A 19,763-nucleotide genomic window follows, 5' to 3' on the forward strand; every position below is an offset into this window, starting at 1 on the left:
GGGAGCGCGCGGAGCGCGTCGTCGTGACCACGTGTCGAACCTATCGCGCGACCGACCGGGATGACAGCGACGTGACGAGGCGCGTCGGCCGGCTCACCGCTTCCGGTCTACTCGGCACGGAAGAGGCGCATCGAAGTGCCGGGCAGCGCGACGGTGTCGCCCGGCGCGAAGGTCGGCATGAGCTCGGAGGGCGTCTCGTCGGCGCTCGACCACAGCGAGACGTAGCTCGTCACTCCCTCCACGTCGGGAAGTGTGACCGTGGTCGGACGCTCGGTGCCGTGGACCATGAGGAGCACGCGGTTGAACCCCTCGAACTCCGGTGTGGACGCCGCCACGTACTGAAGCGTGCGGTGCGCGGGATCGGTCCACCGCTCGAGCGACATGGTCTCACCGCGCTCGTCGTACCACTCCATGACGGATGCCGAAGGCGTGCGTTCGCCGAGGCGCGCGAAGCGGCCGGGGCGCAGGGCCGGGTTCTCTCGCCGCAGCCGCAGCAGATGCCGCACGTGCGCGTACAGGTCGCGTTGCCAGGGGGCGTGCTCCCACGACAGCCAGGTGAGGACCGAGTCGTGGCAGTACGCGTTGTTGTTGCCGCGCTGCGTGCGTGCGAACTCGTCGCCCGCGGTCAGCATCGGCACGCCGGCCGACAGCAGCAGCGTGCCGAGGAGATTGCGCATCGCCTTGCGTCGCGTGGCGAGGATCCCCAGATCGTCGGTCGGCCCTTCGGCGCCGTGGTTGAAGGAGCGGTTCGTGTCGGCGCCGTCGCGGTTGTGCTCGCCGTTGCCGAAGTTGTGCTTGACGTCGTACGAGACGAGATCGCGCAGTGTGAAACCGTCGTGCGCCGTCACGAAGTTGACGCCGGCGAGAGGGCCGCGCTCGTCGGCGAACGTGTTCGCCGACCCGGCGAGCCGGTTGGCGAAGCCGCCGATGCCGACGGGCGAGGTCGAGGCGCGCCGCGCGTAGTCGACGTCGCTCAGCCAGAAGTTGCGGACGCGGTCGCGGTAGCGGTCGTTCCACTCGCTCCAGCCGTCTCCGAAGTTGCCGGTCTGCCAGCCGCCCATGCCGACGTCCCAGGGCTCTGCGATCTTCTTGACACCGGCCAGTGCGGGGTCGTCCACGATGGCGCGCAGAAGCGGGTGCTCCGGGGTGAAGGCGTGCGTCTCGTCGCGGCCGAGCGTTGCGGCGAGATCGAATCGGAACCCGTCGACCTGCACGTCGTTCGCCCAGTACCGCAGCGAGTCGAGCACCAGGCGGGCCGCGGCATCCGTCGAGGTGTCCAGCGAATTGCCGCACCCCGTGACGTCGATGTAGACCCCGTCGTCCTGCTGGCGGTAGTACGCGCGGTTGTCGATGCCGCGCAGGCTCGAGCGTGGGCCGCCGATGCCCTCTTCCGCCGTGTGGTTGTAGACGACGTCGAGGATCACCTCGAGCCCGGCCTCGTGGAGGAGCCGGACCATCCCCTTGAATTCGCGGAGGACCGCCTCGGGTCCCTGGCGGCGGGCCTCCTCGGTGGCGTACGCGCCGTGGGGCGCGAAGAAGCCGAGGGAGTTGTAGCCCCAGTAGTTCGCGAGACCGTGCTGGAGCAGCCGCGGCTCGGTCGCGAACGCGTGGACCGGCAGGAGCTCGATGCTCGTCACGCCGAGGTCCAGGAAATGCTGCACCATCGCGGGGTGAGCGAGCCCGGCATACGTGCCGCGCAGGCTCCCCGGAACATCGGGATGCCGCTTCGACAGGCCCTTGAGGTGGCCCTCGTAGAGGACGGTGCGGTCCATCGGGACAGCGGGCTTGGATACGCCGCCCCAGTCGAACGATCCCTCGACGACGGCCGACCGCCAGCCGTCGTAGCCGGTGCGCTCGAGGCCGCGGGCGTACGGGTCGAGCAGGAGCGTGCCCCGGTTGAACGTGTTGCCGGCTCCCTGGGGGCCGTCGACGCGGATCGCGTACCGTGTGCCCGGCCGCAGCAGCGGAGTCGAGATCTCCCACACGCCACCGCCGATCGGGGCGAGGGGCTCGGTCGCCGTGATCCAGTCGAGGTCGGTGTCGTCGAAGACGACGAGGTCGACGGCATCCGCTGCGCCCGACCACACCCGCAGGCGGCCGCCGTCGGGGAGCAGAACGACGCCCAGCCCATCGAGCTGCGGGCTGAGCAGCCCCGCGGCTGGGGGCGAGAGGACGGACTCCGGGCTGACCATGCGGACTACCATAACCATGGTCCGAGTCGGACTTGTTACGAGACCCGGTTCCGCGGTCCACGGGACTCGGAAGCACCTGCCGGGCAAGGCGATCGTGAAGGAGGCCGAGCGGTCATGAGCGACGTGCAGATCTATCTCGACCACGCCGCGACCGCACCGCTGCGTCCGGAGGCGCGCGACGCATGGCTCGATGCCGCTGCCGCGGTCGGCAACGCCTCGTCGATCCATGGCGCGGGCCAGCGCGCACGCCGCGTGCTCGAGGAGGCGCGCGAGCGCCTGGCAGCGGTGATCGAGGCCGACCCGATCGAGATCGTCTTCACATCCGGCGGCACCGAGGCCGTGAACCTGGCGGCCAAGGGCCTGTGGTGGGCGCGTCCGGCCGATGCGGATGCCGTCGTGCTGCCGGACGGCGAACACCATGCCACTCTCGACGCGGTCGAATGGCTCGAGGCGCAGGGCGCACGCCTGCGGCACGTCGGCATCGACGCCACCGCCCGCATCCGACTCGCCGAGTTCTCCGCGGCGCTGCCGGGGGCCGCGGTCGCCACGGCCATCGTCGCCAACAACGAGGCGGGGTCGATCAACGACGCCGCGGCGCTGTCCGCCGCGGCCGCTGAGGCCGGCGTGCCGCTGCACCTCGATGCGGTCGCCGCGTTCGGGCACGTGCCGGTGTCCTTCCGCGGCTGGCGCGGCGACGCACAGGGTCGCGCCGGGCTCGCGGCCCTCAGCGTCTCGGCTCACAAGATCGGCGGGCCGACGGGCGTCGGAGCGCTGGTGGTCGCCCGCGGCGCCGAACTGGCGCCGCTGCAGCACGGCGGCGGTCAGCAGCGGCGCCTGCGCGCCGGCACCCAGGACGTGGCCGGTGCGGCGGCCTTCGCCGTGGCTGCCGAAGCCGCGCGGGACGAGCAGGAAGCCGAGGCGGTGCGCCTCGGAGCGTTGCGGGATCGGCTCGTGAGCGGCATCCGTCGCAGCATCCCGGACGCCGAGATGCTCGGCCATCCCGTCGACAGGATCCCCGGCAATGCCCACGTGCTGTTCCCCGGCGCGTCGGGGGAGACCCTGCTGTTCCTGCTCGACCTCGCCGGGATCGCGGTATCCACGGGGTCCGCGTGTCAGGCGGGAGTTCCCGAGCCGTCGCACGTCGTGCTCGCGATGGGGCGGACGGATGCCGAGGCGCGCCAGGTGCTGCGGTTCACGCTCGGCCGCACCACTGTCGACGGCGACATCGACGCGGTGCTCGCCGCCCTCCCCGGTGTCGTCGAGCGGGCGCGCGCGGCATCCGGGTCCCGGTCAGCTCCGGGTTCGTAGACTGGACCCATGCGAATCCTTGCGGCCATGAGCGGCGGAGTGGACTCCGCTGTCGCGGCCGCCCGTGCCGTCGAGGCGGGGCACGAGGTCGTCGGCGTGCACCTGGCGCTCTCGCGCGCCGGCGGAACGCTGCGCACCGGCAGCCGCGGATGCTGCACCATCGAGGACGCCATGGATGCGCGGCGCGCGGCCGATCGGCTCGGCATCCCGTTCTACGTGTGGGACTTCTCCGAGCGCTTCCGCGACGACGTCATCGACGACTTCGTGGCCGAGTACCGCGCCGGCCGGACGCCCAACCCGTGCATGCGGTGCAACGAGAAGATCAAGTTCGCCGCACTGCTCGAGCGGGCGCTGGAGCTGGGATTCGACGCGGTGTGCACCGGTCACTACGCCACGCTCGTCGACGGCGCGGAAGGCCTCGAGCTGCACCGGGCCTCGGATGCGGCGAAGGACCAGTCCTACGTGCTCGGCGTGCTGAACGCGCAGCAGCTCGCCCACACCTACTTCCCGCTCGGGGCGACGCCGTCCAAGGCGCTCGTGCGGGCCGAGGCCGCGGAGCGCGGCCTCACCGTCGCGCACAAACCCGACAGCCACGACATCTGCTTCATCCCGGACGGCGACACGCGCGGCTGGCTCGCCGACAAGGTGGGCGCCGAGCGAGGCGACATCCTGGATCGCACGGGGGCCGTCGTCGGTTCGCACGATGGGGCTCACGCGTTCACGGTCGGCCAGCGCAGGGGCCTGCAGCTCGGCGTGCCCGCACCCGACGGCAAGCCGCGGTTCGTGCTCGAGGTGCGCCCGGTCTCCAACACGGTGGTCGTCGGCCCCAAGGAGGCCCTCGCGACCGCGGAGATCGCCGGTGAGCGCTTCTCCTGGGCCGGGCGTCCACAGGAGGCGGGCGACTTCGCCTGCCATGTGCAGATCCGCGCGCACGCCGATCCGGTGCCCGCGACCGCCACGCTGGCGGCCGGGCTGCTGACGGTGGTCCCCGAGACGCCCTTCGACGGCGTCGCCCCGGGGCAGACCGCGGTGCTGTACGACGGCACGCGGGTGATCGGCCAGTTCACCATCGACCGCACCGTGTCGGCGGTCCCCGCAGACGCATGAACGCACGCGGCGGCGGACGCCGCCGGCCGGCCTTGTGCTGCCCGTCGAGCCTGCGTGCTGTCGGAGCCCGCTCCTAGACTGGCGTGGTGATGGATGACCTCGGTACGCCAGCCACCGCGCCGCTCGACGCGCCGACCGCCCTCGCCGCCGATGGGGGGCTGGCCGCCGATGCAGGTCTCGACGCCTCCCGAGCCGAGGCCGAGGCTCTGACCGAGCGCATCCTCGGCGCGCGCGACGCCTACTACGGCCGCAACGCCGAGCTCGTCGACGACGCGACGTACGACGGCTGGATGCACCGGCTCGAGGAGCTCGAGCGGCTCCATCCCGAGCTGCAGAGTCAGGACTCGCCGACGCAGACGGTCGGCGCGGCCGAGAGCTCGATGTTCGCGCCCGTCGAGCACGCCGAGCGGATGCTGAGCCTCGACAACGTGTTCAGCCTCGACGAGCTGCGGGAGTGGTGTCTCAAGGCCGAGGCGTCGGCCGGCCGGCGGGTGCGCTGGCTCACCGAGCTCAAGATCGACGGACTGGCGATCAGCCTGCGCTACGAGCGTGGCGTGCTGACCTCCGCCGCCACCCGCGGCGACGGCCGGATCGGCGAGGACGTGACGGTGAACGCCATCCGCGTCGCCGGCATCCCGCAGCGACTGGACAGCAGCGGGCACCCCGAGATCGTGGAGGTCCGGGGCGAGGTGTTCATCCCGGTCGCCGCGTTCGCACAGCTCAACGCTCTTCAGGCCGCCATGCGCGATCGCGCGGTCGACGAGACCCGTGCGCGCAGCCGCGCGTTCGACGAGGCTAAGGCCCGGCTGAGCGCCGAGCGGCGGTTCCCCTCGTTCGCGAACCCGCGGAACGCGGCCTCGGGAGGCCTGCGTCAGCAGCTCGACAAGAAGGACGGCCTCGAGCGCGAGGCGGGGCAGGCACGTCTGGATTCCCTCCGGCTGTTCGTCCACGGCATCGGCGCGTGGAGCCGGCCCCCGGTCGACTCCCAGAGCGAGATCTACGCGCTGCTCGCGGACTGGGGACTGCCGACGAGCCCGTACTTCCGCACCGCCGACGACATCGACGGCGTGCTGGACTTCGTCGCCCACTACGGCGAGCACCGTCATGACGTCGAGCACGAGATCGACGGCGTCGTCGTGAAGGTCGACGAGCTGGCGCTGCACGATGAGCTGGGCGCGACGAGTCGTGCTCCGCGGTGGGCGATCGCGTACAAGTACCCGCCGGAGCAGGTCAACACCAAGCTGCTCGACATCGTCGTCTCCGTCGGCCGCACCGGACGCGCGACGCCTTTCGCGGTCATGGCGCCCGCGCGCGTCGCGGGGTCCGTGGTGCGGCAGGCGACTTTGCACAATCAGGACGTCGTCCGCGCGAAGGGCGTGCTGATCGGCGACACCGTGGTGCTCCGCAAGGCGGGCGACGTCATCCCCGAGATCCTCGGTCCCGTCGTCGAGCTGCGCGACGGCACGGAGCGCGAGTTCGTGATGCCCGAGGTGTGCCCCGAGTGCGGCTCGCGACTGGCGCCGGCCAAGGAGGGCGACATCGATCTGCGCTGCCCGAACACGCGCGCCTGCCCGGCACAGGTGCGCGGCCGCGTCGAGCACATCGGCTCGCGAGGCGCGCTCGACATCGAGGCGCTGGGAGAGGTCACGGCGGCGGCGCTGACCCAGCCGTCGGTCCCGGACGTGCCGCCGCTCGAGACCGAGGCGACCCTGTTCGAGCTCACCGTCGAGCAGCTCGTGCCGATCGAGGTGGTCGTCCGCGACGCCGAGACCGGGGAACCGCGCATCGACGAGAAGAGCGGCGCCGTCGTGCGGCGCTCGCCCTTCCGCCGCAACCCGACGCAGGCCGAGAAGAAGGCCGGGCTCACCGGTGCCCAGCCTTCGGCGCAGGCGCTGACGCTCATCGATCAGCTCGAGCGAGCGAAGACCAAGGAGCTGTGGCGGTTCCTGGTCGCCCTGAACATCCGGCACGTCGGTCCCGTCGCAGCCCGTGCTCTTGCGCAGTGGTTCGGCTCGGTCGAGGCGATCCGCACCGCGTCGCGCGACGAGCTCGCGGGGGTCGAGGGCGTCGGCGGCATCATCGCCGACTCGCTCCTCGACTGGTTCGAGGTCGACTGGCACCGCGAGATCGTCGAGCGCTGGGCGGCAGCGGGCGCCCAGCTGGCCACACCGGGACACCCCGGCCCGGGCGCCGCGACCGATGCCGGGGGAGTGCTCGACGGGATCACGGTCGTCGCGACCGGATCACTCGAGGGCTACAGTCGCGAGGCGGCCCAGGAGGCCATCCTCAAGGCCGGCGGCAAGGCGGCCTCGAGCGTGTCGAAGAAGACCGACTTCGTCGCCGCAGGCCCGGGAGCGGGATCCAAGCTCGCGAAGGCGGAGGAGCTCGGCATCCGGATCCTCGACGCCGCGCAGTTCCACGTCCTGGTCACGCAGGGGCCCGAGGCGCTCGACGGGGCCTCCGCCGACGCCGGCTGACCCGTGCGGTCGCGGCGCGCGACTGGGATGATGGCGGCATGGCGCAGTGGCTGTATCGCATCGCTCCCTCACGGCCCGCGATGGTGAGCGATCCGACTGCCGACGAGCAGCGGATCGTCGGGGATCACTTCGCGTACCTCGTCGCGTTGCGCGATCGCGGCGTCCTGATCCTCGCCGGGCGGACGCAAGAGGCGGAAGGCACGTTCGGCATCACCATCTTCGAGGCTGACGACGAAGCGGCGGCGCGCGAGATCATGCACGCCGACCCCGCCGTCGCGGCAGGCGTGTTCCTCGCGACGGTGCACCCGTACCGGGTCGCGGTGGCCCGCGACGGACTGGACGAGTGAGCGTCAGGCTCCCGCGTTCAAGGTGAGCAGGCGGTCGCGGACCTGCCTGCGCAGCACCTTGCCGATGAGGGACTTCGGAAGCTCGTCGACGACGTAGATCCTGCGGGGCACCTTGTACGGCGTCAGGATGCCGCGGGCGAACTCGCGCACGGCCTCGACATCGATCTCCTCACCCTGCCCGACGACGATCGCGGCGACGACCTCCTCGCCCGAGCGGTCGCTGGGCAGGCCGACGACCGCCGCGTCCTCGACCTGCGGATGCTGGCGTAGAGCGTTCTCGACCTCGGTCGGCGCGACGTTGAAGCCGCCCGTGATGATGAGCTCCTTGATCCGGTCGACGATGCGCACGAATCCCGCCTCGTCGATGGTGACGATGTCGCCCGTTCGGAACCAGCCGTCGGTGAAGACCGCCTCCGTCTCCTCGGGCTTGCCGTAGTATCCGCCGAAGACCTGCGGGCCGCGCACGACGAGCTCGCCTCGCCCGCCCGCGGGGACATCCTGCGTCGGGTCGTCGGGATCCACGACACGGCACTCGGTGCCGGGCAGCGGCAGCCCGACCGTGCCGGGCACGCGATTGTCGGCGACCGGGTTCGCCATGAGCACCGGCGAGCACTCGCTCAGCCCGTATCCCTCGACGAGGAAGCCGCCGGAAGCCGCTTCGAACGGCACGACGAGTTCGTGCGGCAGGGCCATCGCCCCGGAGATCGCGACCTCTGTGCCGGCGAGCGACACTCCCTTCTCGCGCGCGGCCTTGAGCAGCCGATCTGCGATGGGCGGCACCAGCGGCAGGAAGGTCGCGGGATGCTTCTTGGTGACCTCCAGCACCATGTCGGGGTCGAAGCGGGGAAACAGCACCAGCCGTGCGCCCATCGACATCGCGAACGTGAGGCACAGTGTGAGCCCGTAGGCGTGGAACATCGGCAGCACGGCGTACACCACGCAGCCGTCGCCGCGCACGATCGACGGGACCCATGCCCGCGCCTGCGCGGCGTTGGAGAGCAGATTGCGGTGCGTCAGCGCCGCGCCCTTGGGCGTGCCCGTGGTTCCGCTCGTGTACTGGATGAGGGCCAGGTCATCCGTCCCGGGGCGCGGGTGGGATGCCGGCAGCGGGGCGCTGCCCACGACCTGCTCCCACGCGACCGTGCCCGACACGCGCGCGCTCAGCGCCTCCCGCGACTCGCGCGCCTTCGCGACGGGCAGCCGGAGCGCGACCCGCGTGCCGAACGGCATGGCCTTGATCACGTCGACGGAGACGAGACTGGTCACGGCCAGGTCCGCGGGGAACTCCTGCACACTGGCCACGACCTTGGTCCACACGATCGCGTGCTTCGCACCATGATCCTCGAACTGCTTGCGGAGCTCACGCGGCGTGTACAGCGGGTTGTGCTCGATGACGACCGCCCCGAGTCGCAGGATCGCGTAGAACGCGACGATGTGCTGCGGGCAGTTCGGCAGGACGATCGCGACGGGGTCGCCCGCCTTCACGCCGAGCTCTCGGAGCCCCGCGGCCGCGCGCTCGATCTGCTCGTGCAGCGAGCGGTAGGACGTCTCGCGCCCGAAGAACTGCAGGGCAGCGGCATCCGGATAGTCGCGCGCCGACGCGTCGACGATGTCGACGAGGGAGCCTGTCACGGGCGCGAGGTCCTCCGGGACGCCTTCGGCGTAGCTGGCGATCCAGGGGCGCGGCGGGTCGTAGGTCGTCACGCGATCAGCCTACGCCGGGGCCGCCGTGGGCCAGGGGCGCGGCCCCGGTAGGCTGGAGGGGTGTCTGAAATCACCCCCGATCTCGTGCGCCATCTCGGTGTGCTCGCCCGGATCCAGCTGAGCGACGAGGAGGTCGAGCGCCTGACCGGTCAGCTCGACGCGATCGTCGACAACATCGCCAAGGTCTCCGAGGTCGCCACACCCGACGTCGCCGCCACCAGCCACCCGATCCCGCTCGAGAACGTGTTCCGGCAGGACGTTCCGGGAGACCTGCTGACGCCCGCGCAGGTGCTGCAGAACGCGCCCGATGCCGCAGACGGCCGGTTCCGCGTGACAGCGATCCTCGGCGAAGAGCAGTAAGGGGCCCCACCGTGACCGATCTCACGAAGCTGAGCGCCGCCGCGCTCGCAGACAAGCTCGCCGCCCGCGAGGTGTCCAGCGTCGAGGCGACGCAGGCGCACCTCGACCGCATCGCGGCGGTGGATGCCGACGTCCACGCCTTCCTCCACGTCAACGAGCACGCGCTCGACGCGGCGGCCGACATCGACCGCCGCCGTGCGGCCGGTGAGGATCTCGGCCCGCTCGCCGGCGTGCCGCTCGCCATCAAGGACGTCCTGGTGACGACGGACATGCCGTCGACGAGCGGCTCGAAGATCCTCGAGGGCTACATGTCGCCCTACGACGCGACCGTCGTCGCGCGTTCCCGCGCGGCCGGCCTCGTCCCGCTCGGCAAGACCAACATGGACGAGTTCGCCATGGGATCGTCGACCGAGCACTCGGCGTACGGTCCGACCCGCAACCCGTGGGATCTCACCCGCATCCCCGGCGGCTCGGGCGGCGGCTCGGCGGCCGCGGTCGCCGCGTTCGAGGCGCCCCTCGCGCTCGGATCCGACACCGGCGGCTCGATCCGCCAGCCCGCGCACGTGACCGGGACGGTGGGCATCAAGCCCACCTACGGCGGCGTCAGCCGCTACGGCGCGATCGCTCTCGCCTCGAGCCTCGACCAGGTCGGTCCCGTGACCAGGACCGTGCTCGACGCCGGGCTCCTGCACGACGTGATCGGCGGACACGACCCGCACGACTCGACCTCGCTCGCCCACGACTGGCCGTCGTTCGCCGGCGCCGCCCGCGAGGGCGTCACCGGTCAGGTGCTCAAGGGCCTCAAGGTGGGCGTGATCCGCGAGCTGCCCGACAGCGGCTTCCAGGCCGGCGTGTCGGAGTCGTTCCGCGCCGCGCTGGCGGCGATGGAGGCACAGGGCGCCGAGATCGTCGAGATCAGCGCACCGCACTTCGAGTACGGTGTCGCGGCGTACTACCTGATCCTCCCGGCGGAGGCATCCAGCAACCTCGCGAAGTTCGACTCCGTGCGCTTCGGCCTGCGTGTCGACGTGCCGGGCGGCACCGTCGAGGACGTCATGGCGAAGACCCGCGACGCCGGCTTCGGCGACGAGGTGAAGCGCCGCATCATCCTGGGCACCTACGCGCTGTCGGCGGGGTACTACGACGCCTATTACGGTTCGGCTCAGAAGGTGCGCACCCTCATCCAGCGCGATTTCGCCGAGGCGTTCGCGCAGGTCGACGTCATCGCGACGCCGTCGGCGCCGACCACGGCGTTCCGGCTGGGGGAGAAGATCGACGACCCGCTGCAGATGTACCTCAACGACGTGACGACGATCCCGGCGAACCTCGCCGGTGTCCCGGGCATCTCGATCCCTTCGGGGCTCGCATCCGAGGACGGTCTTCCCGTCGGCATCCAGTTCCTCGCGCCGGCGCACGAGGACGCGCGGCTGTACCGCGTGGGTGCGGCGCTCGAAGCCCTGCTCGTCGACTCGTGGGGCGGACCGCTCCTGGACAGGGCGCCGGTGCTCGGCGCGAACGGAGGCGTCCGCTGATGGCGAAGGACAAGCTGATGGACTTCGACAAGGCGCTCGAGCTGTTCGAGCCGGTGCTCGGGTTCGAGGTGCACGTCGAGCTCAACACCGAGACCAAGATGTTCTCGGCGGCAGCGAACCCCGCGAACTCCGCGAACCACAGCGCCGAGCCGAACACGCTCGTGGCACCGGTCGACATGGGCCTACCGGGTGCGCTCCCGGTGGTCAACGAGACCGCGGTGCGCTACTCGATCAGCCTGGGTCTCGCACTCGGCTGCTCGATCGCCCCGTCGAGCCGGTTCGCCCGGAAGAACTACTTCTATCCCGACCTCGGCAAGAACTACCAGATCTCGCAGTACGACGAGCCGATCGCCTTCGAGGGATCCGTCGACATCGAGCTCGCCGACGGCGAGATCATCACGGTGCCCATCGAGCGTGCGCACATGGAAGAGGACGCCGGCAAGCTGACGCACGTCGGCGGCTCCACCGGCCGCATCCAGGGCGCTGAGTACTCGCTCGTCGACTACAACCGTGCGGGTGTCCCGCTCGTCGAGATCGTCACCAAGCCGATCTTCGGGGCGGAGCACCGTGCCCCCGAGATCGCGAAGGCCTACGTCGCGACGATCCGCGACATCGTGATCTCGCTGGGCATCTCGGAGGCGCGCATGGAGCGCGGCAACCTCCGCTGTGACGCGAACGTCTCATTGCGCCCCCGCGGCCAGGAGAAGCTCGGCACGCGCACCGAGACGAAGAACGTCAACTCGATGCGGTCGGTGGAGCGCGCCGTGCGCTACGAGATCCAGCGCCAGGCCGCGATCCTCGCGGCGGGCGGCACGATCACCCAGGAGACCCGGCACTGGCACGAGGACACCGGCACCACGTCGCCCGGTCGGCCGAAGTCGGATGCCGATGATTACCGCTACTTCCCGGAGCCCGACCTGCTTCCGGTCGCGCCTCCGGTCGAGCTGATCGAAGAGCTCCGCGCGGCGCTTCCCGAGCCGCCTGCCGCACGCCGTCGTCGTCTGAAGACCGAGTGGGGCTTCACCGACCTCGAGTTCCAGGACGCGGCGAACAGCGGCATCCTGCCCGAGATCGAGGCGACTGTCGCAGCCGGCGCGTCGCCGGCGACCGCTCGCAAGTGGTGGACCGGCGAGATCGCCCGCATCGCCAAGGTGCAGGGACGTGAGGCGTCCGAGCTGGCGACTCCCGCCGACGTCGCTGCGCTCCAGGCGCTCGTCGATGCCGGCACGCTCACCGACAAGCTCGCGCGCCAGGTGCTCGAGGGCGTCATCGCCGGCGAGGGCTCCCCGCAGGAGGTCGTCGATGCCCGCGGGCTCGCCGTGGTCTCGGACGACGGCGCCCTCATCGCAGCGATCGACGAGGCGCTCGCCTCGCAGCCCGACGTGCTCGCGAAGATCCGCGACGGCAAGGTGCAGGCGGCGGGGGCGGTCATCGGCGCCGTCATGAAGGCGATGAAGGGACAGGCGGATGCCGCACGCGTGCGTGAGCTCGTCCTCGAACGTGCGAGTGCGACCGGCTCGTAGGCGCTGATCCGGGTGCATGCACCTGATCGGACCTGAGAGGGCGGACCCGGGCGGGTCCGCCCTCTCGTGTCGATGTCGGCGGCTGCTGCGAGAATGGACGACATGGGGCGTGGTGACGGATCCGGGCGTCTCGTCTCGCCCGAGAACGCTGACGACACCGGCGCCGGCATCCTGCATGTCGACATGGATGCGTTCTACGCGTCGGTCGAGCAACTCGACGACCCTTCGCTGCGGGGCAAGGCGATCATCATCGGCGCCCCCGAGAGCCGGTCCGTCGTGTCCAGCGCCTCGTACGAGGCGCGTCGCTTCGGCGTGCGATCGGCGATGCCGGTCGGCCAGGCGCTCCGGCTGTGCCCGACGGCGATCGTCGTCCCTCCCCATTTCGAGCGGTACGTCGAGATGTCGTCGCAGGTGATGCGGATCTTCCGCGACGTCACGCCGCTCGTCGAGCCGCTGTCGATCGACGAGGCGTTCCTCGACGTGCGCGGGGCGCGCCGACTGTGGGGGAGCCCCGGGCGGATCGCGCACATGCTCCGCCAGCGAGTGCTCGATGAGACGGGGCTCACCTGCAGCATCGGAGCCGCCGCGACGAAGCACGTCGCGAAGATGGCCTCCACCATCAGCAAGCCCGACGGGCTCCTCATCATCGCGGAGGCCGACACGGCGGCGTTCCTCGCCCCGAGGTCGGTGCGCGCGCTGTGGGGCGTCGGTCCGAAGGCCTCGGAGGCGCTCGAGAACCGTGGCATCCGCACCATCGCCGACGTGCTCGAGGCACCTCGCGATCTCCTCGATCGTGCGCTGGGCCCCGCGATGGGCGACCGCGTGTGGCATTTGGCGCGAGGCATCGATGCCCGCGAGGTGGACACCCGCCGCGTCGAGAAGAGCGTGGGCCACGAGGAGACGTTCCACGACGACATCGCAGACACGGCGATCCTGCGTTCCGAGCTGCGCCGTCTGGCCGACCGGGTGGGCGCGCGGCTGCGTGGCAACGGCTGGGAGGCGTCGACCGTGGCGATCAAGGTGCGCTTCGCCGACTTCACGACTATCTCCCGCTCCCAGACGCTCATGGAGCCGACGGCCGTGGGCCAGCGGATCGGGGACGCCGCCCTCGAGCTCTTCGGCTCGCTCGAGCGCGCGCTCCCCGTGCGGCTGATCGGCGTTCGCGCGGAGAAGCTGCGCGCCTCCGGCGCCGCCGCGCCGACGCTGTGGGACGACGACGAGGGATGGCGGCGCATCGAGGATGCTCTCGACGGGGCGACGGCGAAGTTCGGCCGTGGTGCCGTCACACGCGCCACGCTGCTCGGCACGCGCGGCGGCGGCACCATCCCGACGAGTCCGCCCGCGCCGCGCCTGGACCAGGGCTGACGCCGCCGAAATCGGTTCGGCACGCCGAGACTGCCTGTGTTGTCGCAGCGGGTGTGCCGGGACGCCTGGGCCCGCTACCGTTGACCCATGCCCAACATCGCACTCGAACTCGGCAAGCAGTCCGCCTCTTTCGGCGTGAAGAGCGCATACGGGGAGCAGCAGGACGTCGACGGCGTCCGCATCATCCCGGTCGCACTGACGTGGTCCGGCTTCGGCGGCGGCTCCGACGAGGCCGGCAACGGCGGCGGCGGAGGGGGCGGCTGGGCGATCCCCGTCGGCGCCTACATCCGCCGTGGGGATGACCTTCGCTTCGAGCCGAACCTCATCGCGCTGCTGGCCGTCGCGGTCCCGTTCGTCTTCTTCGCCGGCCGCGCGCTCAGCCGTGTCATCCGCACCATCAAGAAGTAGCACGGACGCGGTCGGCAACTCGCTCGCGATCGCGGTCGACCGGATCAACGAGGCGATCGCGGCGGTATCGGCATCCAATCCCGTCGTCCTGATCGACGGTCGCAGCGGTGCCGGCAAGTCCTCATTGGCACGCGCGCTCGTCGCGCGGTGGCCGCTGCGAGGGCGTGTGCAGGTCGTCGCGCTCGATTCGCTGTACCCGGGCTGGGACGGTCTGGACGACGGCGTCGAGCTGGCGCGGGAGCTGATCCTGACACCCCATGCGCGAGGTCTCTTGGGCGTCTGGCAGCGCTGGGACTGGACCGTCGGAGAGCCGGCTGAGGCGCACGCGGTCGATCCGTCGCTGCCGCTCATCGTCGAGGGTGCTGGACTGCTGACGCCGGCGACAGCACGGCTCGGTGACGTGCGGGTGTGGCTCGAATCGCCCGCGGCGTCACGCAAGCAGCGTGCGCTCGCCCGCGACGGCGACGCCTACCGCCCGCACTGGGATCGCTGGGCGCGCCAGGAGCAGCGGCACGTCGCACGCGATGATCCCATGCGCCTGGCCACCCTCGTCTTCCCCGTGCCCTGAGGCCGGTCAGTCAGCCGTCGGTGTCGAGGGCGTTGACGAGGCCGTCCAGCCGGTAGCCGATCCAGTCGTAGATGCCGAAGCGCGGATCGGTGGCGTCGTGATCGTCCTCGTCCACCACTCCGAGACGCGTGGCGAGGACCAGCCGGACCGCCGCGAGAGTGCGCAGCCACGCGCGTGCCGTGGCAGGTCCGAGCCGGATCTCGACCTGTTCGAGCAGCGCCGGGTCTTCGGGATCCTCGGGGATCGTCGCCGCCTCCTGGAGCGACGCGAGGACGTCGGATGCGTCGGCGGCGCGCCGGTCGAGCAGATCGGACTGCGTGAGTGCGCGGAATTCCCTGGCGGCGTCGTCATCGTCGGAGTAGGCGGAGGGCACGAGCCGCTCGAGAGCGGGATCGCCGTCCTCGGGAGCGGAATCACGCAGCAGCTCGGCGAACTGACCCACCAGGCCGGCGAGATGCGCGGCCTCCAGACGGGTGATCTCCATCACCACGACACGATCGCTCATGCGGGCTCCTGCCGAACGGTCGCCCACAGGCCGTAGTCGTGCATCGCCTGAGCGTGCAGCTCCATCTGCTCCCGCGGCCCCTGCGCGACGACCGCGTGGCCCTCGTTGTGCACGGCGAGCATGAGGCGCTCCGCCTCGGCGCGCGGGAGCCCGAAGTACTCGCGGAAGACGTGTGTGACATAGCTCATCAGGTTGACCGGGTCGTCCCAGACGACGGTCTGCCAGGGGCGCGCCGGGTCGACGTGGGCTGCGAGATCCACGTCGTGATCGGTGGAGGGGAGGGCGACGGGTGTCATCACGCCCACCCCAGCTCGTGCAGACGGTCGTCGTCGATCCCGTAGAAGTGGGCGATCTCGTGCACGAGAGTCGTGTGCACCTCATCACGCAGCTCGTCCTCGTCGTCGCAGACTGCCAGATGCGGCTCGCGGTAGACGATGATCCGGTCCGGCAGCTCGCCGACTCCGTACCGCTCTCGCTCGGTCAGCGCCCAGCCGTCGTAGAGCCCGAGCAGATCGAGGCTGCCGTCCTCGGGGCGGTCTTCGACGACGAAGACGACGTTGTCGAGGCCCTCCACCATGTCGTCGGGGAGTGCATCCAGCTCATCGGTCACGAGTAGCTCGAAGGTCGCGGCATCCATCTCCATCATGATGCCCCGCCTCGACGCGAATGGGGCGCGGATACGCGCCCCATTCGACCGGAATCGGGGTGAGTAACGGGACTCGAACCCGCGACATCCGGCACCACAAGCCAGCGCTCTACCAACTGAGCTATACCCACCATGTCTCCCGCCTGAGCGGGCAACCAGACGATTCTCTCACACCTCTGGGGCAAACGACGACACGACGGCAGCGGCTGCGGCGCGCGCGCCGTCGCTCGTCGGGCCGGGCTCGGGAACGAAGACCGCCTGGCGGTAATACGCGAGTTCGCGGATGGATTCGAGGATGTCGGCGAGCGCCCTGTGGCCGCCGTCCTTCGCCGGAGCGTGGATGTACGCGCGGGGGTACCACCGCCGCGCGAGCTCCTTGATGCTCGACACGTCGACGTTCCGGTAGTGCAGCCAGCGGTCGACGCGCGGCATGTACTTGGCGAGGAACATGCGGTCGGTGCCGATGGTGTTCCCCGCCAGCGGCGCCCTTCCCTCGAGCGGGACGAAGCGCTGGATGTACTCCAGAACCTGGAACTCGGCATCCGCCAGGCTCACGCCGTGCGGGATCTCGTCCAGCAGCCCCGACGAACGATGCATGTTCGTCACGAATTCGTTCATGTTCGCCATCGCCGAATCGTCCGGCTTGATCACGACGTCGAAGCCCGCATCGAGCGGTCGCAGCTCGAAATCGGTGACGACGACGGCGATCTCCACCAGTTCGTCGACGCCGAGATCGAGCCCGGTCATCTCGCAGTCGATCCACACCAGACGGTCGTTCTCGGATGCACCCACCATGTGCTCCATCCTTATCGCATGTCCAGACATCCCACGGGCCCGGACCCGAGTTCCGGCTCCCACGCCGGACCCGTTGCCCCTCCGGGAGGATTCGAACCCCCGACCTTGCGGGTAGAAACCGCTCGCTCTGTCCCCTGAGCTACGGAGGGAAAGGTATTTCCACACTACCGGGTCGCACCACGCCGTCGCGGACGCTGGTGGATCGAGCCTGCTCGGCGTAGCGTCGGCATCGGAGGCATCGAGAGGAGTTCACGATGAGCACCACAGAGACGCACCACCCGCTCTGGGTCGCCTATGGCGCATCAGGTGTGGCCGGCAGCATCCGCAAGGACGACGACGGCTACACGGTGACGATGGCCGGGGCCGATAACTCGGCGGGCACGTATCCGACCATGGAGATCGCGAAGAGCGCGCTGCATTCGCGGATGGCCCCGGGAAGCGACTGGCCGCTGTTCCGCGAGCACTGAGCGCGGTTCTCGGAGCGCCGTCCGCTCCGGCTCGCGAGGGTCAGGCGGCTTGCTCCGCCACCGCCGCGGGGCGCCGGCCGGTGTCGAGCAGGGGCAGTGCGAGGTGCACGAGCGGGCCGATCAGCACCGCGAAGAGCACCGTCCCGATGCCGACCGTGCCGCCGAGCAGCCAGCCGATGAGCAGAACGGACAGCTCCACGAGCGCACGGCAGAGCCAGATCGGCCAGCCCAGTCGCGCGTTCATGCCGGTCATGAGCCCATCGCGCGGGCCCGGACCGAAACGGGCACCGATGTAGAGACCTGAGGCGATCGCGACGAGCAGGATGCCGCCCAGCAGCGTCGCGAGTTGCGCGGCGAATCCGGTCACGGGCGGGACGATGCCGATCACGAGCTGCATGCTGGTGCCGACGAGCAGGATGTTCGCGACGGTTCCGACACCGGGCTTCTGGCGCAGCGGGATCCACAGCAGCAGCACGAAGAAGCCCACGACGTTGGTGATCCAGCCGATGCCGACCCCCGTTCGCACCGACAGCCCCTGCGCGAACACGGTCCACGGATCGACGCCCAGTCCCGCCTGCACGGTGAGGGCGCAGCCTGCTCCGTAGAGGAACAAGCCGACGAGCAGCTGGAGGACACGGCGGGGCATGGCTCCATCCAATCTCATGATTGGCATGTGCCATGCAGTCCAATGTGACTACGCTGGCCCCATGGATTCTCGGGTCTCAGCGCGCGCCCTGGCGGCATCTCTCGGCGGATGGCGCACGAGAGAGCCCGCGTACGAGGCGTTGGCAGACGGCATCCGCCTGCTGTGCCTCGACAACCGGCTCGCGCCGCGCACGGCGCTTCCTGCCGAACGGGAATTGGCGAGTGCGCTCCATGTCAGTCGCAGCACCGTCGCGGCCGCGTATCGCAGTCTCCGCGACACCGCCCACATAGCCAGCCTGCGGGGATCGGGCAGCGTCACCCTGCCCCTCGGACGCCGCGATCCGGGCCGCGTCGACGCGGTGGACGGCATGATCGATCTGCAGCAGGCCAGCCCACCCGCGTGGCCCGGGCTGGCGGGCATCATGGCGGAGACGGCGGCGAGCGCCTCGTCCCTGGTGTCGCGCGTCGGATACGACGTGCTCGGACGTATCGAGCTTCGTGAGGCCATCGCGCGCCGCTACACGGACCGTGGCGTACCGACGCACCCGGATGAAGTGCTGGTGACGACGGGTGCGCAGAGCGCGATCCATCTCGTCTCGTCGGTGCTCATCGGGCGGGGCGATCGGGTGCTCGTGGAGACGCCGACCTATCCGCACGCGGCGGACGCGATCCGACGCGGAGGCGCGCGGCTCGTCGGGATCCCGGTGACGACGGGTGACGGATGGGACGTCGACCGCGCAGAGCAGGCGTTCGCGCGCACGCTCCCCGTCATGGCCTACCTCATGCCCGACTTCCAGAATCCGACCGGGCGCAGCATGACCACCCAGGAACGGCAGGCGATGCTCGTCGCGGGCGAGCGCTCGGGCTCCGTGCTGGTGCTCGACGAGACGACGGCCGATCTCGACATCGATCGCGGGCCTCTGATGCCGGGATTCGAGCCTTCGGAGCCCGGGACGGTCGTGCGCCTGGGATCGCTCGGCAAGACGGTGTGGGGCGGGCTGCGGCTCGGCTGGGTGCGCGCCGACGGCGAGCTCATCCGCAGGCTCGTGGCGGCGCGGCCGGCGCACGATCTGGGGACGCCGGAGTTCGAGCAGGCGATCGCGACCCGCCTCCTGAGCCGCTTCGACGAGATCGTGACGCAGCGCTCGCAGCTGCTGCGATCCGGGCGCGACGCGCTCGTGGCCGCGCTGCACGCGGCCGTGCCGTCGTGGGACATCCCCGCCGTCCACGGGGGAGTGTCGCTGTGGATCGAACTCGGTGCGCCGCTCAGCTCGGCACTGGTCATGCAGGCACGCTCCCGCGGCCTGCTCCTCAGCGCCGGGCCGCGATTCTCGGTCGAGGGTGGCCATGAACGTCACCTGCGGGTGCCCTTCACCGCCCCGCCGGACGAGATGGTGCGCGCCTCGCACGTGCTCGCCGAGGCATGGGGTGCAGTGCGGGCCGGCGCCCCGTCGTCGATCGCGGAGGGAGCCGACGCGGTCGTCTGAGCAGCCCCCGCCGTACGGGCTGCTCACCGCGCGAATCGCAGGCACTCCACCGCGTCGTCGGCGCTCCAGAAGTCCCCGAGGTCTCGAAACGCGTGGGAGGGCGCGTGAAAGCGGCGTGCTCGGAACCGGCTGCCGCCCGGATGCGGAACCTCCTGCAGGTGACCGATGACCACGCCCGCGTGATCCAGCACGCGCCAGAGTGCGGGTGCGGCAGCGACGAGATGCACGCGCGGGTTCGAAGAGAGACGAGGTGCGAGGGATGATCCAGCTTCGATGACGGTCGACATGATTCCTCCTTCGACTCGAACATATCTACGGGTTCCGACA

General features: G+C 70.7%; 20 protein-coding genes and 2 tRNA genes. 12 read left to right on the forward strand and 10 right to left on the reverse strand.

Translation table 11 applies throughout. From position 1 onward, the window contains the following. Positions 1-107 precede the first annotated feature (107 nt). Entirely contained in the window at positions 108-2,192 is a 2,085-nt protein-coding gene (glgX, locus tag MRBLMI12_RS15270) for a glycogen debranching protein GlgX (protein ID WP_363357241.1), read from the reverse strand. A 123-nt stretch (positions 2,193-2,315) separates the two neighbouring features. On the opposite strand from glgX, the gene MRBLMI12_RS15275 reads away from it, so the two are divergent. From MRBLMI12_RS15275 to MRBLMI12_RS15290, 4 genes are all read left to right on the forward strand, one after another. Next, a complete protein-coding gene (locus MRBLMI12_RS15275) occupies positions 2,316-3,500 on the forward strand; it encodes a cysteine desulfurase family protein (RefSeq protein ID WP_363357634.1) in 1,185 nt (394 codons plus the stop codon). Between the two features lie 9 nt (positions 3,501-3,509). Beyond that, positions 3,510-4,607 carry a tRNA 2-thiouridine(34) synthase MnmA gene (gene mnmA / locus MRBLMI12_RS15280; protein ID WP_363357242.1) on the forward strand — a complete coding sequence of 366 codons (1,098 nt, stop codon included), beginning with the start codon at positions 3,510-3,512 and terminating at the stop codon, positions 4,605-4,607. Positions 4,608-4,696: 89 nt separating this feature from the next. Further along, a complete protein-coding gene (gene ligA / locus MRBLMI12_RS15285; RefSeq protein WP_363357243.1) occupies positions 4,697-7,084 on the forward strand; it encodes an NAD-dependent DNA ligase LigA in 2,388 nt (795 codons plus the stop codon). A gap of 38 nt (positions 7,085-7,122) precedes the next feature. Continuing rightward, positions 7,123-7,431 (forward strand): YciI family protein, encoded by a 309-nt coding sequence (locus tag MRBLMI12_RS15290; protein ID WP_349427351.1) that lies wholly within the window; start codon positions 7,123-7,125, stop codon positions 7,429-7,431. A gap of 3 nt (positions 7,432-7,434) precedes the next feature. On the opposite strand, the gene MRBLMI12_RS15295 is transcribed toward MRBLMI12_RS15290, so the two are convergent. Then, the gene (locus MRBLMI12_RS15295; RefSeq protein ID WP_363357244.1) at positions 7,435-9,135 is read right to left on the reverse strand and encodes a long-chain-fatty-acid--CoA ligase; all 1,701 of its coding nucleotides are present in this window, start codon (positions 9,133-9,135) and stop codon (positions 7,435-7,437) included. 60 nt (positions 9,136-9,195) lie between these two features. On the opposite strand from MRBLMI12_RS15295, the gene gatC reads away from it, so the two are divergent. The 6 genes from gatC to MRBLMI12_RS15325 all read left to right on the forward strand — a co-directional run bounded on the left by gatC (position 9,196) and on the right by MRBLMI12_RS15325 (position 14,891). Further along, entirely contained in the window at positions 9,196-9,495 is a 300-nt protein-coding gene (gatC, locus tag MRBLMI12_RS15300) for an Asp-tRNA(Asn)/Glu-tRNA(Gln) amidotransferase subunit GatC (protein ID WP_349427353.1), read from the forward strand. An 11-nt stretch (positions 9,496-9,506) separates the two neighbouring features. Beyond that, positions 9,507-11,027, forward strand: a complete 1,521-nt coding sequence (gene gatA, locus MRBLMI12_RS15305; protein WP_363357245.1) for an Asp-tRNA(Asn)/Glu-tRNA(Gln) amidotransferase subunit GatA — start codon at positions 9,507-9,509, stop codon at positions 11,025-11,027. Next, positions 11,027-12,550 (forward strand): Asp-tRNA(Asn)/Glu-tRNA(Gln) amidotransferase subunit GatB, encoded by a 1,524-nt coding sequence (gene gatB / locus MRBLMI12_RS15310; protein ID WP_363357246.1) that lies wholly within the window; start codon positions 11,027-11,029, stop codon positions 12,548-12,550. The genes gatA and gatB overlap by 1 nt, the downstream gene beginning before the upstream one ends. Positions 12,551-12,652: 102 nt before the next feature. Beyond that, entirely contained in the window at positions 12,653-13,915 is a 1,263-nt protein-coding gene (locus MRBLMI12_RS15315) for a DNA polymerase IV (protein ID WP_363357247.1), read from the forward strand. 87 nt (positions 13,916-14,002) lie between these two features. Next, entirely contained in the window at positions 14,003-14,323 is a 321-nt protein-coding gene (locus tag MRBLMI12_RS15320) for a hypothetical protein (protein ID WP_349427357.1), read from the forward strand. After that, complete coding sequence (locus tag MRBLMI12_RS15325; protein ID WP_349427358.1) at positions 14,298-14,891, forward strand: hypothetical protein; 594 nt, start codon at positions 14,298-14,300, stop codon at positions 14,889-14,891. Before MRBLMI12_RS15320 ends, MRBLMI12_RS15325 begins: the two co-directional genes overlap by 26 nt. Positions 14,892-14,901: 10 nt before the next feature. Here MRBLMI12_RS15325 and MRBLMI12_RS15330 read toward each other — a convergent pair whose 3' ends face one another. The 6 genes from MRBLMI12_RS15330 to MRBLMI12_RS15355 form a co-directional block, all read right to left on the reverse strand. Further along, on the reverse strand, positions 14,902-15,396 hold the full coding sequence (locus tag MRBLMI12_RS15330) for a DUF2017 family protein (protein ID WP_363357248.1): 495 nt from the start codon (positions 15,394-15,396) through the stop codon (positions 14,902-14,904). Continuing rightward, positions 15,393-15,692 carry an ATP-dependent Clp protease adapter ClpS gene (gene clpS, locus MRBLMI12_RS15335; protein WP_363357249.1) on the reverse strand — a complete coding sequence of 100 codons (300 nt, stop codon included), beginning with the start codon at positions 15,690-15,692 and terminating at the stop codon, positions 15,393-15,395. Before clpS ends, MRBLMI12_RS15330 begins: the two co-directional genes overlap by 4 nt. Next, positions 15,692-16,039 carry a metallopeptidase family protein gene (locus tag MRBLMI12_RS15340; protein WP_422656057.1) on the reverse strand — a complete coding sequence of 116 codons (348 nt, stop codon included), beginning with the start codon at positions 16,037-16,039 and terminating at the stop codon, positions 15,692-15,694. Before MRBLMI12_RS15340 ends, clpS begins: the two co-directional genes overlap by 1 nt. A 61-nt stretch (positions 16,040-16,100) precedes the next feature. Continuing rightward, a tRNA-His gene (locus tag MRBLMI12_RS15345) sits at positions 16,101-16,173 on the reverse strand. A gap of 37 nt (positions 16,174-16,210) precedes the next feature. Further along, entirely contained in the window at positions 16,211-16,837 is a 627-nt protein-coding gene (orn, locus tag MRBLMI12_RS15350) for an oligoribonuclease (protein ID WP_308867063.1), read from the reverse strand. 76 nt (positions 16,838-16,913) lie between these two features. Beyond that, positions 16,914-16,986 (reverse strand) — tRNA-Arg (locus MRBLMI12_RS15355). Between the two features lie 105 nt (positions 16,987-17,091). Here MRBLMI12_RS15355 and MRBLMI12_RS15360 point away from each other — a divergent pair. Then, complete coding sequence (locus MRBLMI12_RS15360; RefSeq protein ID WP_363357250.1) at positions 17,092-17,304, forward strand: methyltransferase; 213 nt, start codon at positions 17,092-17,094, stop codon at positions 17,302-17,304. Positions 17,305-17,344: 40 nt separating this feature from the next. On the opposite strand, the gene MRBLMI12_RS15365 is transcribed toward MRBLMI12_RS15360, so the two are convergent. Further along, positions 17,345-17,950, reverse strand: coding sequence for a YczE/YyaS/YitT family protein (locus MRBLMI12_RS15365; protein ID WP_363357251.1), 606 nt, complete (start codon positions 17,948-17,950; stop codon positions 17,345-17,347). Between the two features lie 61 nt (positions 17,951-18,011). Here MRBLMI12_RS15365 and MRBLMI12_RS15370 point away from each other — a divergent pair, with 61 nt between their 5' ends. Then, entirely contained in the window at positions 18,012-19,436 is a 1,425-nt protein-coding gene (locus MRBLMI12_RS15370; RefSeq protein ID WP_363357252.1) for a PLP-dependent aminotransferase family protein, read from the forward strand. Between the two features lie 23 nt (positions 19,437-19,459). Here MRBLMI12_RS15370 and MRBLMI12_RS15375 read toward each other — a convergent pair whose 3' ends face one another. Next, positions 19,460-19,723 (reverse strand): hypothetical protein, encoded by a 264-nt coding sequence (locus tag MRBLMI12_RS15375; RefSeq protein WP_349427365.1) that lies wholly within the window; start codon positions 19,721-19,723, stop codon positions 19,460-19,462. Positions 19,724-19,763 lie beyond the last annotated feature (40 nt).

Source organism: Microbacterium sp. LMI12-1-1.1, from assembly GCF_040676455.1.
Taxonomy (GTDB): Bacteria; Actinomycetota; Actinomycetes; order Actinomycetales; family Microbacteriaceae; genus Microbacterium.

What these genes read in the sequence shown, in the direction of transcription:
- MRBLMI12_RS15370 (WP_363357252.1), top strand. Translation starts at nt 18,012, where the DNA reads ATGGATTCTCGGGTCTCAGCGCGCGCCCTGGCGGCATCTCTCGGCGGA.
- MRBLMI12_RS15365 (WP_363357251.1), bottom strand. Translation starts at nt 17,950, where the DNA reads ATGCCCCGCCGTGTCCTCCAGCTGCTCGTCGGCTTGTTCCTCTACGGA.
- orn (WP_308867063.1), bottom strand. Translation starts at nt 16,837, where the DNA reads ATGGTGGGTGCATCCGAGAACGACCGTCTGGTGTGGATCGACTGCGAG.
- MRBLMI12_RS15360 (WP_363357250.1), top strand. Translation starts at nt 17,092, where the DNA reads ATGAGCACCACAGAGACGCACCACCCGCTCTGGGTCGCCTATGGCGCA.
- ligA (WP_363357243.1), top strand. Translation starts at nt 4,697, where the DNA reads ATGGATGACCTCGGTACGCCAGCCACCGCGCCGCTCGACGCGCCGACC.
- MRBLMI12_RS15320 (WP_349427357.1), top strand. Translation starts at nt 14,003, where the DNA reads ATGCCCAACATCGCACTCGAACTCGGCAAGCAGTCCGCCTCTTTCGGC.
- gatB (WP_363357246.1), top strand. Translation starts at nt 11,027, where the DNA reads ATGGCGAAGGACAAGCTGATGGACTTCGACAAGGCGCTCGAGCTGTTC.
- MRBLMI12_RS15375 (WP_349427365.1), bottom strand. Translation starts at nt 19,723, where the DNA reads ATGTCGACCGTCATCGAAGCTGGATCATCCCTCGCACCTCGTCTCTCT.
- glgX (WP_363357241.1), bottom strand. Translation starts at nt 2,192, where the DNA reads ATGGTCAGCCCGGAGTCCGTCCTCTCGCCCCCAGCCGCGGGGCTGCTC.
- MRBLMI12_RS15290 (WP_349427351.1), top strand. Translation starts at nt 7,123, where the DNA reads ATGGCGCAGTGGCTGTATCGCATCGCTCCCTCACGGCCCGCGATGGTG.
- MRBLMI12_RS15330 (WP_363357248.1), bottom strand. Translation starts at nt 15,396, where the DNA reads ATGAGCGATCGTGTCGTGGTGATGGAGATCACCCGTCTGGAGGCCGCG.
- MRBLMI12_RS15315 (WP_363357247.1), top strand. Translation starts at nt 12,653, where the DNA reads ATGGGGCGTGGTGACGGATCCGGGCGTCTCGTCTCGCCCGAGAACGCT.
- MRBLMI12_RS15340 (WP_422656057.1), bottom strand. Translation starts at nt 16,039, where the DNA reads ATGGAGATGGATGCCGCGACCTTCGAGCTACTCGTGACCGATGAGCTG.
- clpS (WP_363357249.1), bottom strand. Translation starts at nt 15,692, where the DNA reads ATGACACCCGTCGCCCTCCCCTCCACCGATCACGACGTGGATCTCGCA.
- mnmA (WP_363357242.1), top strand. Translation starts at nt 3,510, where the DNA reads ATGCGAATCCTTGCGGCCATGAGCGGCGGAGTGGACTCCGCTGTCGCG.